The organism is Reyranella sp., assembly GCF_965229815.1.
Taxonomy (GTDB): domain Bacteria; phylum Pseudomonadota; class Alphaproteobacteria; order Reyranellales; family Reyranellaceae; genus Reyranella.
The window spans coordinates 221,744-239,185 of record NZ_CBDDJN010000002.1 but is presented as its reverse complement, the minus strand read 5'-3'; the positions used below and the strand labels follow the sequence as shown (position 1 = coordinate 239,185).

The 17,442-nt window shown below is 70.6% G+C and carries 17 protein-coding genes; 13 read left to right on the top strand and 4 right to left on the bottom strand.

Features of this window, described 5'->3' with window-relative positions:
* Nucleotide 1: 1 nt before the first annotated feature.
* The 8 genes from ACO073_RS01550 to ACO073_RS01515 all read left to right on the top strand — a co-directional run bounded on the left by ACO073_RS01550 (nucleotide 2) and on the right by ACO073_RS01515 (nucleotide 6,190).
* Entirely contained in the window at nucleotides 2–379 is a 378-nt protein-coding gene (locus ACO073_RS01550; RefSeq protein WP_421994574.1) for a cobalamin biosynthesis protein, read from the top strand.
* Nucleotides 376–1,137, top strand: coding sequence for a precorrin-4 C(11)-methyltransferase (gene cobM, locus ACO073_RS01545; protein ID WP_421994572.1), 762 nt, complete (start codon nucleotides 376–378; stop codon nucleotides 1,135–1,137). The genes ACO073_RS01550 and cobM overlap by 4 nt, the downstream gene beginning before the upstream one ends.
* Nucleotides 1,134–1,922 (top strand): uroporphyrinogen-III C-methyltransferase, encoded by a 789-nt coding sequence (gene cobA, locus ACO073_RS01540; protein WP_421994570.1) that lies wholly within the window; start codon nucleotides 1,134–1,136, stop codon nucleotides 1,920–1,922. The genes cobM and cobA overlap by 4 nt, the downstream gene beginning before the upstream one ends.
* Nucleotides 1,919–3,226, top strand: coding sequence for a cobyrinate a,c-diamide synthase (locus ACO073_RS01535; RefSeq protein WP_421994568.1), 1,308 nt, complete (start codon nucleotides 1,919–1,921; stop codon nucleotides 3,224–3,226). Before cobA ends, ACO073_RS01535 begins: the two co-directional genes overlap by 4 nt.
* Complete coding sequence (bluB, locus tag ACO073_RS01530; protein ID WP_421994566.1) at nucleotides 3,223–3,858, top strand: 5,6-dimethylbenzimidazole synthase; 636 nt, start codon at nucleotides 3,223–3,225, stop codon at nucleotides 3,856–3,858. The genes ACO073_RS01535 and bluB overlap by 4 nt, the downstream gene beginning before the upstream one ends.
* A gap of 79 nt (nucleotides 3,859–3,937) precedes the next feature.
* Nucleotides 3,938–4,975, top strand: coding sequence for a putative FMN-dependent luciferase-like monooxygenase (locus tag ACO073_RS01525; RefSeq protein ID WP_421994564.1), 1,038 nt, complete (start codon nucleotides 3,938–3,940; stop codon nucleotides 4,973–4,975).
* Between the two features lie 16 nt (nucleotides 4,976–4,991).
* A complete protein-coding gene (locus ACO073_RS01520) occupies nucleotides 4,992–5,582 on the top strand; it encodes a CMD domain protein (RefSeq protein ID WP_421994562.1) in 591 nt (196 codons plus the stop codon).
* On the top strand, nucleotides 5,579–6,190 hold the full coding sequence (locus tag ACO073_RS01515) for an alkylhydroperoxidase domain protein (RefSeq protein ID WP_421994560.1): 612 nt from the start codon (nucleotides 5,579–5,581) through the stop codon (nucleotides 6,188–6,190). The genes ACO073_RS01520 and ACO073_RS01515 overlap by 4 nt, the downstream gene beginning before the upstream one ends.
* A 14-nt stretch (nucleotides 6,191–6,204) precedes the next feature.
* On the opposite strand, the gene ACO073_RS01510 is transcribed toward ACO073_RS01515, so the two are convergent.
* Nucleotides 6,205–6,468 carry a hypothetical protein gene (locus tag ACO073_RS01510; protein ID WP_421994558.1) on the bottom strand — a complete coding sequence of 88 codons (264 nt, stop codon included), beginning with the start codon at nucleotides 6,466–6,468 and terminating at the stop codon, nucleotides 6,205–6,207.
* Nucleotides 6,469–6,599: 131 nt separating this feature from the next.
* On the opposite strand from ACO073_RS01510, the gene ACO073_RS01505 reads away from it, so the two are divergent.
* Nucleotides 6,600–7,127 carry a hemerythrin domain-containing protein gene (locus ACO073_RS01505; RefSeq protein ID WP_421994556.1) on the top strand — a complete coding sequence of 176 codons (528 nt, stop codon included), beginning with the start codon at nucleotides 6,600–6,602 and terminating at the stop codon, nucleotides 7,125–7,127.
* A 115-nt stretch (nucleotides 7,128–7,242) separates the two neighbouring features.
* Nucleotides 7,243–8,331: an ROK family protein gene (locus ACO073_RS01500; protein ID WP_421994554.1), complete on the top strand. Its 1,089-nt coding sequence runs from the start codon at nucleotides 7,243–7,245 to the stop codon at nucleotides 8,329–8,331.
* A gap of 35 nt (nucleotides 8,332–8,366) precedes the next feature.
* On the opposite strand, the gene ACO073_RS01495 is transcribed toward ACO073_RS01500, so the two are convergent.
* Complete coding sequence (locus ACO073_RS01495) at nucleotides 8,367–9,458, bottom strand: phospholipase (protein ID WP_421994552.1); 1,092 nt, start codon at nucleotides 9,456–9,458, stop codon at nucleotides 8,367–8,369.
* Between the two features lie 7 nt (nucleotides 9,459–9,465).
* Complete coding sequence (locus tag ACO073_RS01490) at nucleotides 9,466–11,103, bottom strand: GMC family oxidoreductase (RefSeq protein ID WP_421994550.1); 1,638 nt, start codon at nucleotides 11,101–11,103, stop codon at nucleotides 9,466–9,468.
* 243 nt (nucleotides 11,104–11,346) lie between these two features.
* On the opposite strand from ACO073_RS01490, the gene ACO073_RS01485 reads away from it, so the two are divergent.
* Entirely contained in the window at nucleotides 11,347–11,784 is a 438-nt protein-coding gene (locus ACO073_RS01485; RefSeq protein WP_421994548.1) for a hypothetical protein, read from the top strand.
* A gap of 7 nt (nucleotides 11,785–11,791) precedes the next feature.
* On the opposite strand, the gene ACO073_RS01480 is transcribed toward ACO073_RS01485, so the two are convergent.
* The gene (locus tag ACO073_RS01480) at nucleotides 11,792–15,379 is read right to left on the bottom strand and encodes a Calx-beta domain-containing protein (protein ID WP_421994546.1); all 3,588 of its coding nucleotides are present in this window, start codon (nucleotides 15,377–15,379) and stop codon (nucleotides 11,792–11,794) included.
* Nucleotides 15,380–15,601: 222 nt separating this feature from the next.
* Here ACO073_RS01480 and ACO073_RS01475 point away from each other — a divergent pair, with 222 nt between their 5' ends.
* Together ACO073_RS01475 and ACO073_RS01470 are read left to right on the top strand one after the other, a co-directional pair.
* Nucleotides 15,602–16,696 (top strand): sensor histidine kinase, encoded by a 1,095-nt coding sequence (locus tag ACO073_RS01475; RefSeq protein ID WP_421994544.1) that lies wholly within the window; start codon nucleotides 15,602–15,604, stop codon nucleotides 16,694–16,696.
* A complete protein-coding gene (locus ACO073_RS01470) occupies nucleotides 16,681–17,409 on the top strand; it encodes a LytR/AlgR family response regulator transcription factor (RefSeq protein ID WP_421994541.1) in 729 nt (242 codons plus the stop codon). The genes ACO073_RS01475 and ACO073_RS01470 overlap by 16 nt, the downstream gene beginning before the upstream one ends.
* Nucleotides 17,410–17,442: the final 33 nt, after the last annotated feature.

Sequence of the window (17,442 nt, the reverse complement as noted above, 5' to 3'; positions counted from 1 at the left end):
CGTGGCGGGGATCGGTTGCCGGCGCGGCACCTCGGCCGACGAGCTGGAGCGCGTCGTGCGCCTGGCGCTCGGCCTCCACGAGCTGCCCATCGAGCGGCTGGAGGCCATCGCCACCGAATCGGAGAAGGCGACCGAGCCGGGCTTCCCCGAGCTGGCGCGCCGCCTCTCGGTGCGGCTGGTCGCCTGCACGGTGAGCGATCTCGACCGCGTCGCGGGACAGGTCCTGTCGCCGTCCAAGCTGGTGCTGAAGGCCAAGGGCCTGCCGTCGATCGCCGAGGCCTCGGCGCTGGTCGTGGCCGGTCGCGGCGCGCGGCTGCTGGGCGCGCGGGTCGCCAGCGAACGCGCGACCTGCGCCATCGCCACGGGAGAAGGCCGATGACCGTGCATTTCATCGGTGCCGGCCCCGGCGCGCCGGACCTCATCACCGTGCGCGGCCGCGACCTGATCGGCCGCTGCCCGGTCTGCCTCTACGCCGGCTCCCTGGTGCCGCCGGCGCTGCTCGCCCATTGCCCGTCGGGTGCGCGCATCGTCGACACCGCGCCGCTGTCGCTCGACGAGATCGTCGCCGAGTGCCGTCGCGCCACCGACGACGGGCACGACGTGGCGCGCCTGCATTCCGGCGACCTCTCGGTGTGGAGCGCGATGGGCGAGCAGCTCCGCCGCCTGCGCGCCGAAGGCATCGCCGTCACGGTGACGCCGGGCGTGCCCTCCTTCGCCGCCGCCGCCGCCGTGCTTGGCCAGGAGCTGACCCTGCCCGAGGTCGCGCAGTCGGTCGTCCTGACCCGCACGTCCGGCCGCGCCTCGGCAATGCCGCCGGGCGAGACGCTGGAGGCCTTCGCCGCCACCGGTGCGACGCTGGCGATCCATCTCTCCATCCATGTGCTCGACAAGGTCGTGGCTACGCTGGTGCCGCACTACGGCGCCGACTGCCCGACCTCCATCGTCTACCGCGCGACCTGGCCGGACGAGCGCGTGATCCGAGCGACGCTCGGCACGATCGCGGCCGAGGTGGCGCGCCAATCGATCGAGCGCACCGCGCTCATCCTGGTCGGCGAGGTGCTGGATGCCGGCGATTTCCGCGACAGCGCGCTCTACGACGCCGCCTACCAGCGGCGCTTCCGGGGGCGCGGCGCGTGATTCCGGCCAACTTCCCCGCGCTGCCCGAATTCCCGCCGGGCGAGGTCTGGCTGGCCGGCGCCGGCCCGGGCGATCCGCGCCTGCTGACGGTGCTGGCGCTGCATGCGATCGGCTGTGCCGACGTGATCGTGCACGATGCCCTGATCGATCGTCGCGTCCTCGATCTTCGCGCTGCCGGGGCCGAGCTGCTGTCGGCGGGCAAGCGCGGCGGCCGGCCCTCGCCGAAGCAGGGCGAGATCAACGCCCTGCTGGTCGAGCACGCCCGCGCCGGTCGCCGCGTGCTGCGCCTCAAGGGCGGCGATCCCTTCGTGTTCGGCCGCGGCTGGGACGAGGCGGCAGCGCTGACCGAAGCGGGCCTGCGCTTCCGCATCATCCCCGGCCTGACCGCCGGCCTGGCCGGGACGGCGCTGGCCGGCATCCCCGCGACCTCGCGCGACACCAACCATGCCGTCGTGCTGGCGGCCGGCCATCGTGCCGAGGACGGCAGCTCCGATGCCGACTGGGAGGCGCTGGCGCGGCTCGGGCAGCCCATCGTGCTCTACATGCCGATGGCCCAGCTCGCCGGCATCGCCGCCGCCCTGCAACGCGGCGGCCTCGCGCCCGACACGCCGGCCGCGCTCGTCCAGTCAGCCGCGACGGAGGACGAGCGCGTCGTCGACAGCCGTCTCGATGCGCTGGCCGAGGATGCGCGGCGTGCCGGCGTCGGCTCGCCCTGCATCGTGGTGATCGGCGCCACCGCCGGCCTGCGCCACGAGGTGCGCGGGTCGCTGGTCGGCTGGCGATGAGCCGCGGCCTCGTCATCGCCGCGCCGCGCTCGGGCGCCGGCAAGACCACCGTCACCATCGGCCTGATGCGTGCGCTGGCCCGCCGCGGCCTCGCCGTCCGGCCCTTCAAGTGCGGGCCCGACTACATAGATCCCGCCTTCCACGCGGCGGCCGCCGGCCGGCCGAGCGTCAACCTCGACACCTGGGCGATGGGCCGCGCCACGCTGGCCCGTCTGGTCCAGGGCGGCGAAGGCGAGGTCGCGATCGCCGAGGGCGTGATGGGCCTGTTCGACGGGGTCGCCGAGCCGGGGCAGACGGCGCGCGGATCGACCGCCGACCTCGCGGCGCTGCTGGGCTGGCCGGTCGTGCTGGTGCTCGACGTCTCGGGCCAGGCCGAGACGGCGGCCGCGGTGGCGGCCGGTTGCGCCGCCTATCGCGACGACATCGTAGTGGCCGGCGCGATCCTGAACCGGGTCGCCAGCGCTCGGCACGCCGACATGATCGGCGCCGGCTTCCGCCGCATCGGGCTGCCGATCCTGGGTACCGTCGCGCAGGATGCGCGCTTCGCGCTGCCCGAGCGCCATCTCGGCCTGGTCCAGGCGGGCGAGACGGCCGACCTCGACGCTCGGCTCGACGCCCTGGCCGACATCGTCGAGGCGACCGTCGACCTCGATGCCGTCGTCGCATGCGCGGCGCCGACGCGGCTGGCGACGGTGGCGGGTGCGGCGATCGTGCCGCCCGGCCAGCGCATCGCGGTCGCGCGCGACGCGGCCTTCTCGTTCCTCTATCCGCACCTGCTCGAGGGCTGGCGCTCGGCCGGCGCGGAAATCCTGCCCTTCTCGCCGCTCGCCGACCAACCGCCGCCGGCGGACGCCGACGCGGTGTGGCTGCCCGGCGGCTATCCCGAGCTGCACGCGGCAACGCTCGCCGCCGCGCACCGTTTCAAGAGCGGGCTGCAGGCGCTGGCGGCGCGCGGCGTTTCGATCCACGGCGAGTGCGGCGGTTACATGGTGCTGGGACGCGGGCTGCAGGACGGCGAGGGCCATCGCCATGAGATGACCGGTCTGCTGTCGCTGGAATCTTCCTTCGCCCAGCGGCGGCTGCATCTCGGCTATCGGCGGGCGCGGCTCAGGGCGCCGTCGGCACTGGGCGAGGCGGGCACCGAGGTTCTGGGCCACGAGTTCCACTATGCCAGCGTGCTGGCCAACGACGATTCTCCGCTGGTCGACTGCCGCGATGCCGGCGGGCACCCGGTCGCCGAAAGCGGCGCGCGGCGCGGCACGGTGAGCGGCACCTTCTTCCATTTCATCGACAGGCCGACATGACCCCCTGCTTCGACGCCGAGTTCCGCCGCCAGTTCCGTGAGCTTGTCCTGTGGCGCCGCGACGTGCGCCGCTTCCGCCGCGACCCGATCGCGCGCGAGCGCATCGACACGCTGCTGGAAGTGGCGAGCCACGCCCCCTCCGTGGGGCTCAGCCAGCCGTGGCGCTTCGTGTATGTCGAAGCACCCGAGCGGCGGCAGTCGGTGGTGAAGAGCTTCACCGATGCCAACGAGCGCGCGCTGGCCGGCTACTCCGGGGAGAAGCACGCGATCTATGCCGGGCTGAAGCTCGAGGGCCTGAAGGAAGCGCCGGTCCATCTCGCGGTCTTTTCCGACGATACAACCCATACCGGCAGCGGCCTCGGCCAGCAGACCATGCCGGAAACGATGCACTATTCCGTCGTCGCGGCGATCCAGACCCTGTGGCTGGCGGCGCGCGCCGACGGCATCGGCATGGGCTGGGTGTCGATCCTGGACCCGCTGAAGGTGAAGAAGGTGCTCGACGTTCCGGCGGGTTGGAATCTCGTTGCCTACCTCTGTCTCGGCCTGCCTGCCGAGGAGCATCTCGATCCTGAACTGGAGCGCCACCATTGGGAGGAGCGTGCCGATCTGGCCGGCATTGTTTTCACCCGTTAGGCACGGGGAATCGCGGCACAAGGCCTCGTTCGCCGCACGGCGCTAGGCGCGTCGGAACGCGCCTGCTACGGTCGAACTCATGACCGTTCATTCCACGTTCAAACGGTTGGGTTTCTTCTCGCGTTTGCTCGACGAGACGACTGCCGCGGAACGCTATCGGCTGGCGACCCAACAGATCGTCCACGCCGAGAAGTACGGTTTCGACTCGGCGTGGATCGCCCAGCATCATTTCCACGAAGGCGAAGGCGGCCTGCCTTCGCCTTTCGTGTTTCTGGCCCAGGCGGCGGTGCAGACCTCGCGCATCCGGCTGGGCACCGGCATCGTGACCCTGCCGCTCGAACTGCCGCTGCGCGTGGCCGAGGATGCGGCGGTGACCGACCTGATCTCGGGCGGACGCCTGGAGGTCGGAGTCGGTCCCGGCGGAAACCTGTCGGCCTTCACGGCCTTCGGCCTGGACGCCGGCGACCGCCACCTGCTGATGGACCGCAATCTCGATCTGATGCGCACCGCCTGGTCGGGCGGCACGTTGCCGGGCGGCGACCATCTCTATCCCGCGAGCCCCGGACTGGCCGACCGGATCTGGCAGGCGACCTTCACGGTGGCCGGCGCGCGCCGCGCCGGCCTGGCGGGCGACGGGCTGATGCTGTCGCGTACCCAGCCGCGGCCCGAAGGGCAGCCGCAGCTCTCGCTGGCCGACATCCAGAACCCGATGATCGACGCCTATCTCGAAGGGCTGCCGGCCGGCTGCGAGCCGCGCATCCTGGCGTCGCGCACGGTGTTCGTGGCCGACGATCGCGCCGAGGCGATGCGCTTCGCCGAGAAGGGCCTGGCGCGCATGCGCCACCGGCTGGCGGCGACCGGCAACTTCACCTCGGGCAATCTCGTGGGCGACCTGATCGCGGCGATGGACGTCCATATCGGCACGCCCGCCGAGGTGATCGCCTCGCTGCAGGCCGACGCCACGCTGGCGCGCGCCACCGATCTCACCATGCAGGTCCACTCGATCGATCCGCCGCATCCGTTCATCCTGCGCTCGATCGAGCTGATGGCCGAGGCGGTCGCGCCGGCGCTGGGCTGGCGACCGGGCGACGACGCGGCGGCCCGGCGCGTGGCCTGACGAAGGGGGGAAAGCGATGGATGTGATCGACAGGCTGGCCGGCATAGCGCCCGGCTCGCCGCTGGACGCGATCCGGGACGGCCGGCTGCAGGCGCGCAAGCACGCGCAGGCCGCCTACGACGCGCTGTTCAAGCCGGCGAGCGAGGCCGATGCCAGCCGCGCGGAGCGGCTGGCGATCGCCTGCTTCGTCAGCGGCCTGCACGGGCAGCCCGGCGTCGAGGCCTATTATCTGGAAGGGCTCTCCGACTCCGAAGCGCCCGCCGCCTGGCGCGACGCCATCGCCGGCGCGGTCGCCGCTGGCAAGGGCCAGGGACCGTTCGGTCGCTATCCCAAGGGTCCGCTCAGCGGCGAGGACACGCCGGGACCGGTGCTGACGCTGGACGGTTCGCTGAAAGCGGCGCTGGGGCCGCGCCTGGCCGCCGCCTTCGAGCACACCCACATGCTCGTCTTCCATCCGCGCGATTCCTCGCCCGCCCACCTGCAGGCGCTGATCGACGGCGGCTGGTCGACCACGGGCATCGTGGTGATCTCCCAGCTCGTCGCCTTCCTGTCCTACCAGATCAGGGTCGCCGCCGGCCTGCGCGTCCTGAACGGGAGACTCGCATGACCGATCAGGTTCTCACCCCGCCGCCGCACGTCGAGCCGGTGGTCTTCACCCGCGACATGCTCGACTGGCTGCCATGGCTGGAACCCATGGCAGAGGAGGGGCTGACGGCGCGCCACATGACGGCGCTTGTCGAGGCCGCGCGCGCCAAGTCGCCCTACTTCCGGCTGCTGGTGCGGGATCCGGAGGTGCTCGAGGCGCGCACGCTCACCGACAAGGACATCTTCTACAATCCCGAGGCCGGCCTGCCGCGTGCCGAGCGCGAGCTGGCCGCGGCCGCCACCTCGCGCTCCAACGGCTGCATCTACTGCGCGTCGGTGCACGCCCGGTTCGCCGCGACCTACTCGAAGCGCGTCGACGACGTCGACCGTTTGCTGAAGGAAGGGGTCGAGGCGCCGCTCGATCCCCGCTGGCAGGCGATCGTCGCGGCCTCGGTGGCGCTCACCGCGACCCCGATCACGTTCGGGCCGGAGCATGTCGATGCCCTGCGCGCGGCGGGCCTGGATGACGCCGCGATCGTCGACGTGATCAATGCGGCGTCGTTCTTCAACTGGGCGAACCGGTTGATGCTGTCGCTGGGCGAGCCCAGCGCACCGCCGCCCAAGGGCTGAGCGCCGACGCCCGATCAGGCCGCGAGGGCCCGGGCGCCGCGGTGGCGGGCGGCCCGAAGCATCGCCGCGGCCCGCATCTCGCTGATCTGCGCGACCCGGACCTCGCCGAACGGTGTCAATCCGGCGCCGTCTTGGGTGATTTCAAGCAGACCCAGCTGCTCGAGCTGATCGAGGTCGCGCCCCCGCAGATGGTCGACCGGGGAGCGGCCGTGGGCGACCAGCCGCAACGTATCTTCCTCGTCGGGGGTGAGCGGTATCACGATCCGGGTCGGTTGCATGCTCTGAAAACGCCTCTGCCTGGCAAAAAGTTGCCACAGACCGAGGAGATGCGTCGGCCTCAGGCCGAGCGGCCGGCAACTGTTCGCGGAACCGGCCGTTTGGTCGGGGGGGGCAGCCGCGGAGGATTCCGATGTCGACGACGCACTCGAAGGTCGAGCAGGACGCGCTGGCCTTGCTGACGGCGGGGAGCAGGGCGATCGAGCAGTTGGGGCGCGCCTTTGCGCGCCGGCCCAACACAGCTGACAGGGTCGAGACGGGAAAGCTGGCGTTGCGCGTTTGCCACGCCCTTGGCGTGCACGCCGCCATCAAGGAAGAGGTGTTCTATCCCGCGGCGGAGGCGGTTCTCGCGCCGGAGCGACAGGAGCTTGTCGCGGTTTCCCGGCGCGATCAGGACGAGATAGGGCATCTGGTCGAAGCGGTCGAACGGACGCCGGCCGACGATCCGGGGTTCGACGCGGCCTTCGAAGCCGTCCTGGAACGCACCCATCGCTTGGCGGAGCGCGAGGAGAAGGACCTGTTCCCGGCACTGCGCCATTCGGGCCTCGACCTGGCGGGGACGGGCGAGCGAATGGCCGCCCGCCGCGCCCAGCTCGCAACCCGACCGGTCGATCGCGAGACGATCGCCAGCGCGCGTCGGGTGATGGGCGGTCGGCCGTAGACACCTGAAGCCCCGCGGGCGGTGCAACCGCGATCCTCGCGGATCGTTGCTTGGCGCAGGCCGCCCGTCTGGATGCGGCGGGGAGGCGGTCATTCCCGACAATACAAGCATAGCGATGAACCCCGAGCCGGAGTCTCCGTCGGCGGCTCCTCCGGGTGTCCTCAGCCATGGGGGCCGGGTTCTCCCGGCCGTCACCGTCGATACCTACAACGAGGAGCTGCGCGACGAGGAAGGTTTCGTCGGTGACCGCGCCAGCGGCCGGGCATTCCGTGCCATCCTCGAGGATTGGCGCGACAAGCTCCGCGCTCAGGGAGAGGATCCGTTCGGCGACGTCGAGACCCATGAGATTTCCAAGTCCAAGCTGGACAAGATCCTGGGGGGCGACGATCCGCTGGCGGCCGGATTGGTGCATACAGTCGTCGAGGAGTTTGCTGTCGAGCTCGCGACCGTCGTGCGCCGCTTCCTGCGTCTCCAGAAGTGGCAGGGTACCGAGCGCATCGTCATCGGCGGCGGCCTGAGTTCGAGTCACATCGGTGAACTCGCCATGGGTCGCGCGGCGGTGATCCTGGCGGCCGAGAGTCAGCACATCGAACTACGGACGATCAGCAATCATCCCGACAAGGCCGGCCTGATCGGCAGCGTGCATCTCGCCCCGAGCTGGGTGCTGGCCGGCCATGACGCCATCCTGGCCGCCGACATCGGTGGCACCAACATCCGGGTCGGCGTCATTGACCTCAAGATGAAGAAGTCGGGCGACGTGACCAAGGCGGCGGTGTGGAAGCACCTGCACTGGCGCCATCGCGACGACGAGCCGACTCGCGAGCAGGCGCTCGACCGTATGGCCGAGATGGCGCGCGAGCTGATCGAGCTGGCCGACGGAGAGAAGTTGAAGCTTGCGCCGTTCGTCGGGATCGGCTGCCCCGGTCTGATCGACGAGCACGGCCTGATCGTCAACGGCGGCCAGAATCTGCCGGGCGGCAACTGGCACGAGAAGGACTTCAACCTGAGTGCTGCGCTGGCCCGGCGCCTGCCGCGTTTCGGCGGCCACGAGCCGGCCGTCATCATGCATAACGACGCCGTGGTCCAGGGCCTTAGCGAGGTGCCCAACCAGAAGGACGTCGAGCGTTGGGGCATCCTGACGATCGGCACCGGTCTCGGCAACGCGCGGTTCACCAACCGCGCCGATCAGGAGGACGAAGACTAGAAGTCTTCCTCGGCCGGGCCGTCCGATCGGCGGGTTCAGGTGGTCACGCCGAACCAGTCGAGGATCGTGCCGTTCTCGTCGCGCGGATAGGTGTGCGACAGGTCGGCGATCTCGCGGTAGACGACGTCCGCGCCGGCGGCGGCCAGGCTGCGCTCGGCCTCGCGCGCGATCTCGGGGCCGAACATCCAGTCCTGGGCTCCGTGCACGATGTGGACGGGAAGGCCGCGCACCCGTTCTGGGTCCGCCGAGCCGAGAAGCATCGGATGGAAGGCCGCGGCGACCGGGGCCAGGTGCGTGAACCGGCAGTCGCCGCGCAGGCCCGCAACGTAGGTGAACGTGCCGCCGTCGCTCATCCCGGTCAGGAGCTGCCGGTCGGGGTCGATGCGCCATTCGCCGGCGATCTGCTCGACCATGCCGTCGATCATGGCGCCGTCGACCTCCGGCTCCATGAGCGACCAGGTCGAGCCGCTGGCGGTCGGCGCCAGCAGGACGAAGTCGCGGGTGCGGGCCTCGCGCAGCCAGCTCCACAGGAAGGCGCCACCGTTGCCGCTGCCGCCATGCAGGGCGACCACGAGCGGCCAGGCGCGGCTGCCGTCGTAGGTCTCGGGCACGTAGAGCGAGAAGCCGCCGCGCGTTCCCGCGGGGCCGCCGCCGTGCATCACGCCGACCCGGTCGCGCCCGGGATCGATCTCGCCCAGCCGGGCGAGACGGGCAGCGTCGTCGCGCGCCGAGGGCTCGAGGAAGAACTGGCTGACCGGCTTGAAGAACGCCGTCATCGGGTAGATGGATTCGGCGGCACGGGCATAGTTGCGCAGGGCACGGTAGGCGGCGACGATCGGCTGCGGCGCCTCCGGCGCGGCGCGCAGGCCCGCGATGCCGGCGCAGGCCGCTTCCGCCGCGGGCTCCAGGCAGCCGCGGACCGGCTCCAGCCGATCCGGCCAGCCGACCGCGTGCGAGGAGTCGAGGGCATCCTTCAGCTCGTCGTCGCGCCCGGCCATGGCGGCGACCACCTGGATCAGCGACGTCGGCGAGAGGTGACGGCCGGCGAACTCGAGGACATGCAGGGCCTTCAGGGTCGCCGGCACCAGCCGGCTGACGGCCTCGACGGCAGCCTCGACGTCGGCCACGTTCGCCTCAGTCCTTCAGCATGACGGCTTCGGGGGCCGGCTTGCCGCGGATCATGTCGGCCGCCTTTTCCGCGATCATCAGCACCGAGGCGTTGAGGTTGGCCGACGGCATGGTCGGCATGATGGAGGCGTCGATCACGCGAAGACCCTCGAGTCCCCGCACCCGCAGCTGGTCGTCGACGACCGCGGTCGGGTCGGTATCGGGCGCCATGCGGCACGTCCCCATCAGGTGGAAGGTCGTCGTGCCGCGCTGCTTGGCGGCCTCGAGCAGATCGGCGTCGCTCTGGGCCTGCGGCCCGGGGAACTCCTCGCGGTCATAGTACTTGGACAGGGCCGGCGAGGAGAGCAGGCGGCGGGCCAGCTTCATGCCCGCCAGCAGCACGCGGCGGTCGCTCTCGGCGGCAAGATAGTTGGGCTGGATCACCGGATGCTCGAACGGGTCGGCCGAGCGGGCGCGCACCCAGCCGATGCTGTCGGGCCGCTGCTGCCACGACGCGATCGTCATGCCGGGGAAGTCGTCGAGCGTCGACTGGACGCCTTCCTTGTAGCTGGCCGGCGTGAAGGTCAGCTGCAGGTCGTAGTTGTCGACGGCCTCGTCCGATTTCCAGAAGACGTAGATCAGGGTCGGGTTGAGCGACAGGATGCCCTTGCGGGTGAAGGCGTACTTCAGCACCTCGCCGGCCAGCTTCAGCCCGTGCGATTTCTCGTTGATCGTTTCGGCGTTCTTGACGCGGGCGACGAAGCGCGGCGCGTAGTGGTCGCGCAGGTTCTCGCCGACGCCGGCCAGCTCGTGCCTAACCGCGATGCCGAGCGACTGGAGCAGCGGCGCCGGACCGATGCCCGAGACCTGCAGGAGCTGCGGCGAGTTGACGGCGCCGCCGCTCAGGATCACTTCCTTGCGCGCCCGGACCTCGACGACCGGCCCGTTGCGTCCGCCCTTGGCGTAGCGCACGCCGACCGCGCGCTTGCCCTCGAGCACGATCCCGGTGGCATGGGCGTGGGTGCGCACCGTCAGGTTCGGACGGCGCATCGCCGGGTGGAGATAGCCGCGGGCGGCGCTGCGCCGCCGGCCGTTCTGGATGATGCGCTGGACGTAGCTGACGCCCGCCTGCTGGGTGCCGTTGTAGTCGCGATTGCGCGGGATGCCCATCTGCACGGCGCCCTCGATGAAGGCCTCGCAGATCGGGTCGCGCCAGTCGAGGTCGGTGATCGGCAGGTTGCCGTCCCGGCCGCGGAAGGTGTCGTCGGCCTCGCCGATGCGCCGCTCGGTCCGCCGGAAGTAGGGCAGGACGTCGGCATATCCCCAGCCGCGGTTGCCGCGCTGGGCCCAGCCGTCGAAATCGAGGCGCTGGCCGCGATTGTAGATGTGGCCGTTGATCGAGCTCGAGCCGCCCAGCGTCTTGCCGCGCGGCGCGGCGATCCGCCGGCCGCCGGTCCATTCGCTGGCTTCCGACGTGTAGAGCCAGTTCACCCGGGGATTGACCAGCGTGTACATGAAGCCGGCCGGTATGTGGATGAAGGGATGCCAGTCCCATGGCCCGGCTTCGAGGACGCAGACGGTGGTGGTGGCGTCCTCGCTCAGCCGGTTGGCGAGCACGCTGCCGGCCGAGCCGGCGCCGACGATGACGTAGTCGAACGTTTCCATGACAGGACCACTCTGCGGCAGCTTCGTCGCAGGCGCCAGAGCCTATCCCGCCGGCCCGTGTGCGCCGCTCGTGCCTTGCGAAATCGACGATCCGGTGCGGATCGCGACCCGATGGCGGAAGGCCGGCGCAAGGGAGTGCAACTATCCGACCCACAAAGGTTACAAATCTTCCGGGCCGGGCCGATCTGCGGGGACGGTCTCACCGCCTTCGTATGCTAAGCTCGCCGCCGAGCGAGGCATGTCGTGACGATCGACAAGAGGCGGCTGATCAAGCTGCTGAGGATGACGGAGAGCTCCCAGGACGCCGAGGTCCTTGCGGCCATTCGCAAGTCGAATGCGATGCTGCGCGCCGCCGGAAAGGACTGGTCGGACCTGCTCGAACCGCCGCCGCCGCCGGCGCCCGAGCCGGCGCGACCGGTGTCGGTGGAATGGTCGCGATCCTGGCGGGCCGGCTACGTGCGGTCGGACGGGATCCGCAACTCCGTCCGCCGCGAGTTCCCGATCTCGCTCGCCTTCTTTCCGCTGTGGATCGTGGCCGAGCTGATGGCCATCCTGTTTCCCGGCATCTACTGGAACAGGAGTTCCAAGCGGATGGCGGCCGCCTTCTGGTCGCTCTGTGGCCTGGGCGTGCTGTCCTGGCTGGGCGCGGGCGCCTACCTCCTGGTCACCTTCGCCGACTGACGTCTGGTCAGAGCACGTCGTCGTGGAGGAAGGTCGCGGCGGGAACCGTCGCGTCGTCGCCGAGACCGTGGACCTCGATCGCCGCCGCGCTGTACTGGCCCGAGGCGATGAAGCCGAAGCTGGTCTCGCCGTCGTGGGCGAGCGTGCCGTTCCAGGCCGCCGCGCCGATGACGTAGCCGCTGGCGTCGTGGGACACGATGCGGGCATTCCAGATGTCGGTGATCTGGTAGGCCGTGTCGATGGCGATCTGCCAGTCGGTGGTGGCGGCGCCGTCGTTGTGCACCACGACGCTGCCGTTGAAGCCGCCGCTCCAGGAATCGACCAGCGCGAACGACGCGATGAAGCTGCCGGCCGGACCAGGCGTGGGCGTCGGCTCCGGCGTCGGAGCCGGTGTGGGCGTCGGATCGGGCGTGGGCGCGGGCGTGCTTGCGGTGTCGTCGTCGAGGATGGTGGCGACACCGATGCCGTCGCCCAAGGTCGCGCCGTGGATGTTGTCCAGCACGACGCTGAAATGCTCGTTTCCCTCGACCAGCAGGTCGGGCGTGATCGCGATGGCGATCGTCTTGCTGACCTCGCCCGGCGCGAAGATGACGGTGCCGCTCGCGGCCGTGAAGTCGGCGCTGCCGGCCTCGCCCGGCACCGTATGGTAGTCGACCGTCACGGTATCGGCCGAGGGCGCCGACAGGGAGACCAGGAAGGTCGCCTGGGCACCTGAATCGCCGCCCGCATCGCCGCTCCCGTCGCCGAAGTCGAACTCGATCGGCGTCAGGTAGGCGAGCTTGTTCTGGTTAACGCTGCGCCAGTCGTCGCCCAGGATGCCGCCGGTGTCGCCCGAGTTGGGGTTCCATGACCAGTAGGTCCAGCTCACGCCCAGGCTGCCGGCGGGGATGTCGGTCGTGCCGTTGTTGTCGAGGTCGCCCGCCAGGTAGGCGGTGATGGCGTCGAGCCAGGGCGCATCCTTCGGGTCGATGAGGCTGGTGCCGAACTCGCCGATGTAAACGGGGGCGATGCCTTCCTTGTAGATGTAGCCCCACATCTGGTCGAATTTGGCGGGCAGGTTGGCCGGGAAGTCGCTGCCCTGGAACCACGGCTGGGCGTAGACCGAGTTGGGATAGTCGTGCGCCGAGTAGACCAGCTTGTTGTCGACTGCGATGTCGATCGGGCGGTCGGCCACGCCCATCAGGTTGCCGCCCCACCAGTAGCTCTGGCCCTGGTAGGTGGCGACGCCCTCGACGAAGATCAGCCAGTCCGGGTTGACCGAGCCGATGGCGTCGCCGGCCCGCTCGGCCGCTGCCGCCCAGTCGGTCGGGCCGCCGCCGCCCCAGGTGCCGTTGAACGGCTCGTTGTGCAGGTCGGCGCCGATCACCGTCGGGTTGCCGGCATAGCGCTCCGCCAGCATCTGCCAGTCGGCGATCCACTGCGCCTCGCTGTGCTGGTCGTCGTACCACAGGCCGTTCGACGACGGACCCGGCCCGGAATCGTTGCGATGATGGTCGAGGATGATGCGCAGGCCGATCTCGCCGGCATAGTCGACGATCTTGTCCATGATCTGCAGCGCCGACAGGCCCTGCAGGTCGGGATTCTGGAAGAAGTCGATGCCGTTCGGCGTTCCGCCGCTGTGGAACGTGTCGTTGGAGAAGGGCAGTCGGATCGTGTTGAAGCCGAGCTCCTTCATCTGGTCCATCATGTCCTGGTAGCCGCGCGTCCACAGGCCGTGCGGCGCCAGGGTCGAGGATTCGAAGCCGAACCAGTTCACGCCGGCGATCTGCACCGGCTGGCCGGCACTGTCGACGATCTGGTTGCCGGCGGTGCTGAAGAAGCCGGCCGCCCCGCCACCGCTGCCCGGATTGCCCTCGGTCACCGACGTGTCGGAGATGGCGAGCGACGGCAGCGGCGCGGCATCGTCGTTCAGGATCGTGCCCGTGGCCGTGGCCTGGGCGAGCGTGGCGCCGCTCGGCGAGGAGAGGGTGAGCGTCAGCGTCTCGTTGGCTTCGACAGCGGTGTCGCCGGCGACGTCGACATGCACGACCTTGGAAGTCTCCCCGGCGGCGAAGGTGAGCGTGCCGCTCTGGGCCGTGTAGTCGCTGCCGGCCGTGCCGGTGCCGTTGGCGGTCGCGTAGGCGACGGTGATGGGTGTCGTGGCGGCAGTGGAGAGCGTGACGGTGAAGGCGAGGTCCTGGCCGCCGCCGTGGCCCTCGGCCACCGCGGCGTCGGCGACGGCGAGCGTCGGCAGCGGCGTCGTGTCGTCGTTCAGGATCGTGCCGGTGGCCGTGGCCTGGGCGAGCGTTGCGCCGCTGGGCGAGGACAGGGTGAGGGTCAGCGCCTCGTTGGCCTCGACGGCGGTGTCGCCCGCGACCTGGACGTGGACGACCTTGCTGGTCTCACCGACGGCGAAGGTGAGCGTGCCGGTTTGCGCCGCATAGTCGCTGCCGGCCGTCGCGGTGCCGTTGCCGGTCGCATAGGCGACGGTGACGGGGGTCGTTGCGGCGGCCGACAGGATGACGGTGAAGGCGAGGTCGTGCGTGCCGCTGTTGCCCTCGGCCACCGAGGCGTCGGCGACGGAAAGCGTCGGGAGGACGGGCGGCGTGCCGCCACCGGCGTCGGCGCCGTTGATCCTGAAGCCGGTCGCCGCGGTGCCGTCGCTGCCCGGCGTCGCCTGGAAGCCGAACGAGGTCGACTGGCCGGCGCCGACGCTGCCGTTCCAGCCGGCGTTGCGCACCACGTAGTGGTTGCCGACATGGGAGACGATGACGGCGTTCCACAGGTTGGTGATGGTGAAGCTGGCATCGAACTCCGCCGTCCAGCCGCCGAGCGCGGTGGCGCCGGCGCCGACGTCCATGGTGGCGGTGAAGCCCGAGCCCCAGTTGCTGGCGACATGGTAGGCGAGCGACGCGCCGTCGCCGCCGGAGGGCGGCGGCGGGGGAGGAGGTGGCGGCGCGGTGTCGTTGTTGACGATGGTCCCGGTGGCCGATCCGTCGGCGATGGTGGCGCCGCTGGCGCCCGAGAGCGTCACCTGGAAGGTCTCGTTGCCTTCGACGGTCGTGTCGCCCGCGATCGGCACGGTGAAGGTCTTCACGGTCTCGCCGGCGGCGAAGGTAAGCGTGCCGCTGCGCGCCGTGTAGTCGCCGCCCGCCGCGGCCGTTCCGTCGGTGGTGGCATAGCCCACCGTCACCGGGCCAGCGGCCGCCTGCGACAGGCGCACCGTGAAGGTCATCTGCGCGGTGCCGCTGTCGCCTTCGGCGATCGAGGGGTCATCGATGCTGAGCGTCGGCAGGGCCGGCGGCGAGGACGTATCGGGCGCACCGTTCAGCGTGAAGCCGCCCGCCGCCGTGTCGCCACCGGCGCCCGCCGTGGCCTGGAAGCCGAAGCTCGCCTGGCCGTTGGCCGCCACGGTCGCATTCCACGAGGCGTTGCGGATGACGTAGTGGTTGCCGACGTGGCTGACGATCTCGGCGCCCCAGAGGTTGGTGATGAGGAACGCGGCGTCGAATTCCAGCGTCCAGCCGCTGAGCCCCTGCGTGCCGCCCGGCACCGTCATGGTGCCGATGAAGCCCGAGCCCCAGTTGTCCCCAACGGCATAGGTGATGGCTGCCATTCCGACTCCTCCCGCCTCGACGCCAGGTCGCGCCAGGCGGCGATATGTCATGTCGGTGGCAGGACAACACGGACCGGCGAGCCGACTCTCGATGAAGCGGCCAGATTAATCGGTGAACATGGGGCGGCCGGTGGCAAGCCTGTGTCCGGCGGCTTGCCGGTCGGCGGCAATTGGCCTTTCATGCGCCCCGCAGTGTCGCCGGGAACGGGTGGGAAGGCTTTCTTGGAAGCGAACGTGCTGAGCAACGCCACCGGCGCCGTCGCAGGCTGGTGGAACCGCCTGCCGATGTTCTGGCGGGCGCAGATCGCCGGCTGGGGCCTGTTCGCCATTCTCGACCTGGTGAACCGGTGGCTGACCTACGGTCGCCTCAGCGTTGCCCTGGGACTCACCCTCGCCGTCGCTCCGTGCCTGGTCGCGCTGTCGACGTTGCTGCGCATCCTCTACGACAGGCAGCTCGAGGACAGGCGCCTGACGCCCCGCGCCTTGGGCCTCGTGGCGGTCGTCTCGCTGCTGTCCTCCTTCATTGTCGTCGGCGTCGCCTTCGCCCTGCGCGACACGCTCGGCTGGCGCATCCCGCACTGGGGATTCCTCGAGGAGTTCGTCGTCCCGCTGATCCACTATTTCCTGGCGCTCGCCGGCTGGAGCCTCTGCTATTTCTGGATCCATGCCGAGATCGCCGAGCAGGCCGAGCACCGTCGGGCGCTCAGGGCCGAGACCGAGGCGCTGCGCCTCGAGCTCGAGGAGCTGCGCCTTCAGCTCGACCCGCACTTCCTGTTCAACGCCCTGAACGGCGTCGCCGAGGAGATCCCCGAGCATCCGGAAGCGGCGCTGTCCATGCTGCGCAACCTGACGGGCTACCTGCGGCATTCGCTGGACGGCATCAAGCAGACGGTCGTCACCGTCGATGCCGAGGTCGGCTCGATCGCCGCCTATCTCGGGGTCCAGAAAGCGCGCTTCGGCGAACGGCTGCGGACGCACGTCCATGTCGAGCACACGGCGGGCGACCGTCCCATCGCGAGCTTCCTCCTGCAGCCCCTGGTCGAGAATGCAATCAAGCACGGTCGGCGCGACAAGGCGCTCGACCTCCATGTCGACGTCCATGCCGCGGAGGACGCGCTCGAGATCGCGATCGCCAACACCGGCTCGCTTTCCGCCCCGAACGGCCGGCGGCGGCCGGGCGGCGGCATCGGGCTCGCCAACGTGCGCCGCCGACTCGACCTGCACTATCCCGGCCGCCATTCCTTCACCATCGCCGATCGCGACGACAAGGTCGTCGCCCGCCTCGTGCTGAAGGGAGAGCCATGCTCCGTGTCCTGATCGTCGACGACGAGCGGCTCGCCCGCCAGGCGCTGCGTCGCCTGCTGGCGGCGCACCCCGAGGTCGAGATCGTCGGCGAGGCCGACGGCATCGCCGAGGCGATGGCGGCCATCGAGCGCACGAATCCCCAGCTTCTGTTCCTCGACATCGAGCTGGGCGGCGGCGACGGGTTCGACCTGCTGGCCGCGCTGGACCATCCGCCGATCGTCGTCTTCGTCACCGCCTATGCCGAGCATGCCGTCGAGGCCTTCGCCGTCGACGCCGTCGACTATCTCCTGAAGCCGGTCGATCCCGAGCGGCTGGCCGAATCGCTGGTCCGCGCCGAGCGCAAGCTCGCGGCCGCCACCGCGACACCCGAGCCGGCGCCGGCCGATCGCACGGTGATCGCGCTGCGCACGCCGCGGCGCACGGTCGTCGCGCGTCCCGACGAGATCGTTGCCCTGCGGGCCGACGGCGACTTCACCCACGTCTTCCCGGCCGACCAGCCGCCGCTGATGATCTGGCGCACGCTCGGCCATTTCGAGGAGATGCTGCCGTCGCCGCCTTTCTTGCGGCTCGGACGCTCGTTGATCATCAATCGCGATCGGCTGCGCAGCGTCGAGACGCCGTCGCGGGACGGCGCGCAGATCACGCTGCGCGGCATGGACGAGCAGCTCACGCTGGGCCGCGCGGCGACGGCGCGGCTGCGCGATGCGCTGGGCGACGGCGGCTGACGGAGGGCCCGTACTGCCCTGCGGCTCGGGAGG

Coding starts and splice junctions, on each gene's coding strand:
- cobM (WP_421994572.1), top strand. CDS start 376: ATGACCGTGCATTTCATCGGTGCCGGCCCCGGCGCGCCGGACCTCATC.
- ACO073_RS01535 (WP_421994568.1), top strand. CDS start 1,919: ATGAGCCGCGGCCTCGTCATCGCCGCGCCGCGCTCGGGCGCCGGCAAG.
- bluB (WP_421994566.1), top strand. CDS start 3,223: ATGACCCCCTGCTTCGACGCCGAGTTCCGCCGCCAGTTCCGTGAGCTT.
- ACO073_RS01525 (WP_421994564.1), top strand. CDS start 3,938: ATGACCGTTCATTCCACGTTCAAACGGTTGGGTTTCTTCTCGCGTTTG.
- ACO073_RS01520 (WP_421994562.1), top strand. CDS start 4,992: ATGGATGTGATCGACAGGCTGGCCGGCATAGCGCCCGGCTCGCCGCTG.
- ACO073_RS01515 (WP_421994560.1), top strand. CDS start 5,579: ATGACCGATCAGGTTCTCACCCCGCCGCCGCACGTCGAGCCGGTGGTC.
- ACO073_RS01510 (WP_421994558.1), bottom strand. CDS start 6,468: ATGCAACCGACCCGGATCGTGATACCGCTCACCCCCGACGAGGAAGAT.
- ACO073_RS01505 (WP_421994556.1), top strand. CDS start 6,600: ATGTCGACGACGCACTCGAAGGTCGAGCAGGACGCGCTGGCCTTGCTG.
- ACO073_RS01500 (WP_421994554.1), top strand. CDS start 7,243: ATGAACCCCGAGCCGGAGTCTCCGTCGGCGGCTCCTCCGGGTGTCCTC.
- ACO073_RS01490 (WP_421994550.1), bottom strand. CDS start 11,103: ATGGAAACGTTCGACTACGTCATCGTCGGCGCCGGCTCGGCCGGCAGC.
- ACO073_RS01480 (WP_421994546.1), bottom strand. CDS start 15,379: ATGGCAGCCATCACCTATGCCGTTGGGGACAACTGGGGCTCGGGCTTC.
- ACO073_RS01470 (WP_421994541.1), top strand. CDS start 16,681: ATGCTCCGTGTCCTGATCGTCGACGACGAGCGGCTCGCCCGCCAGGCG.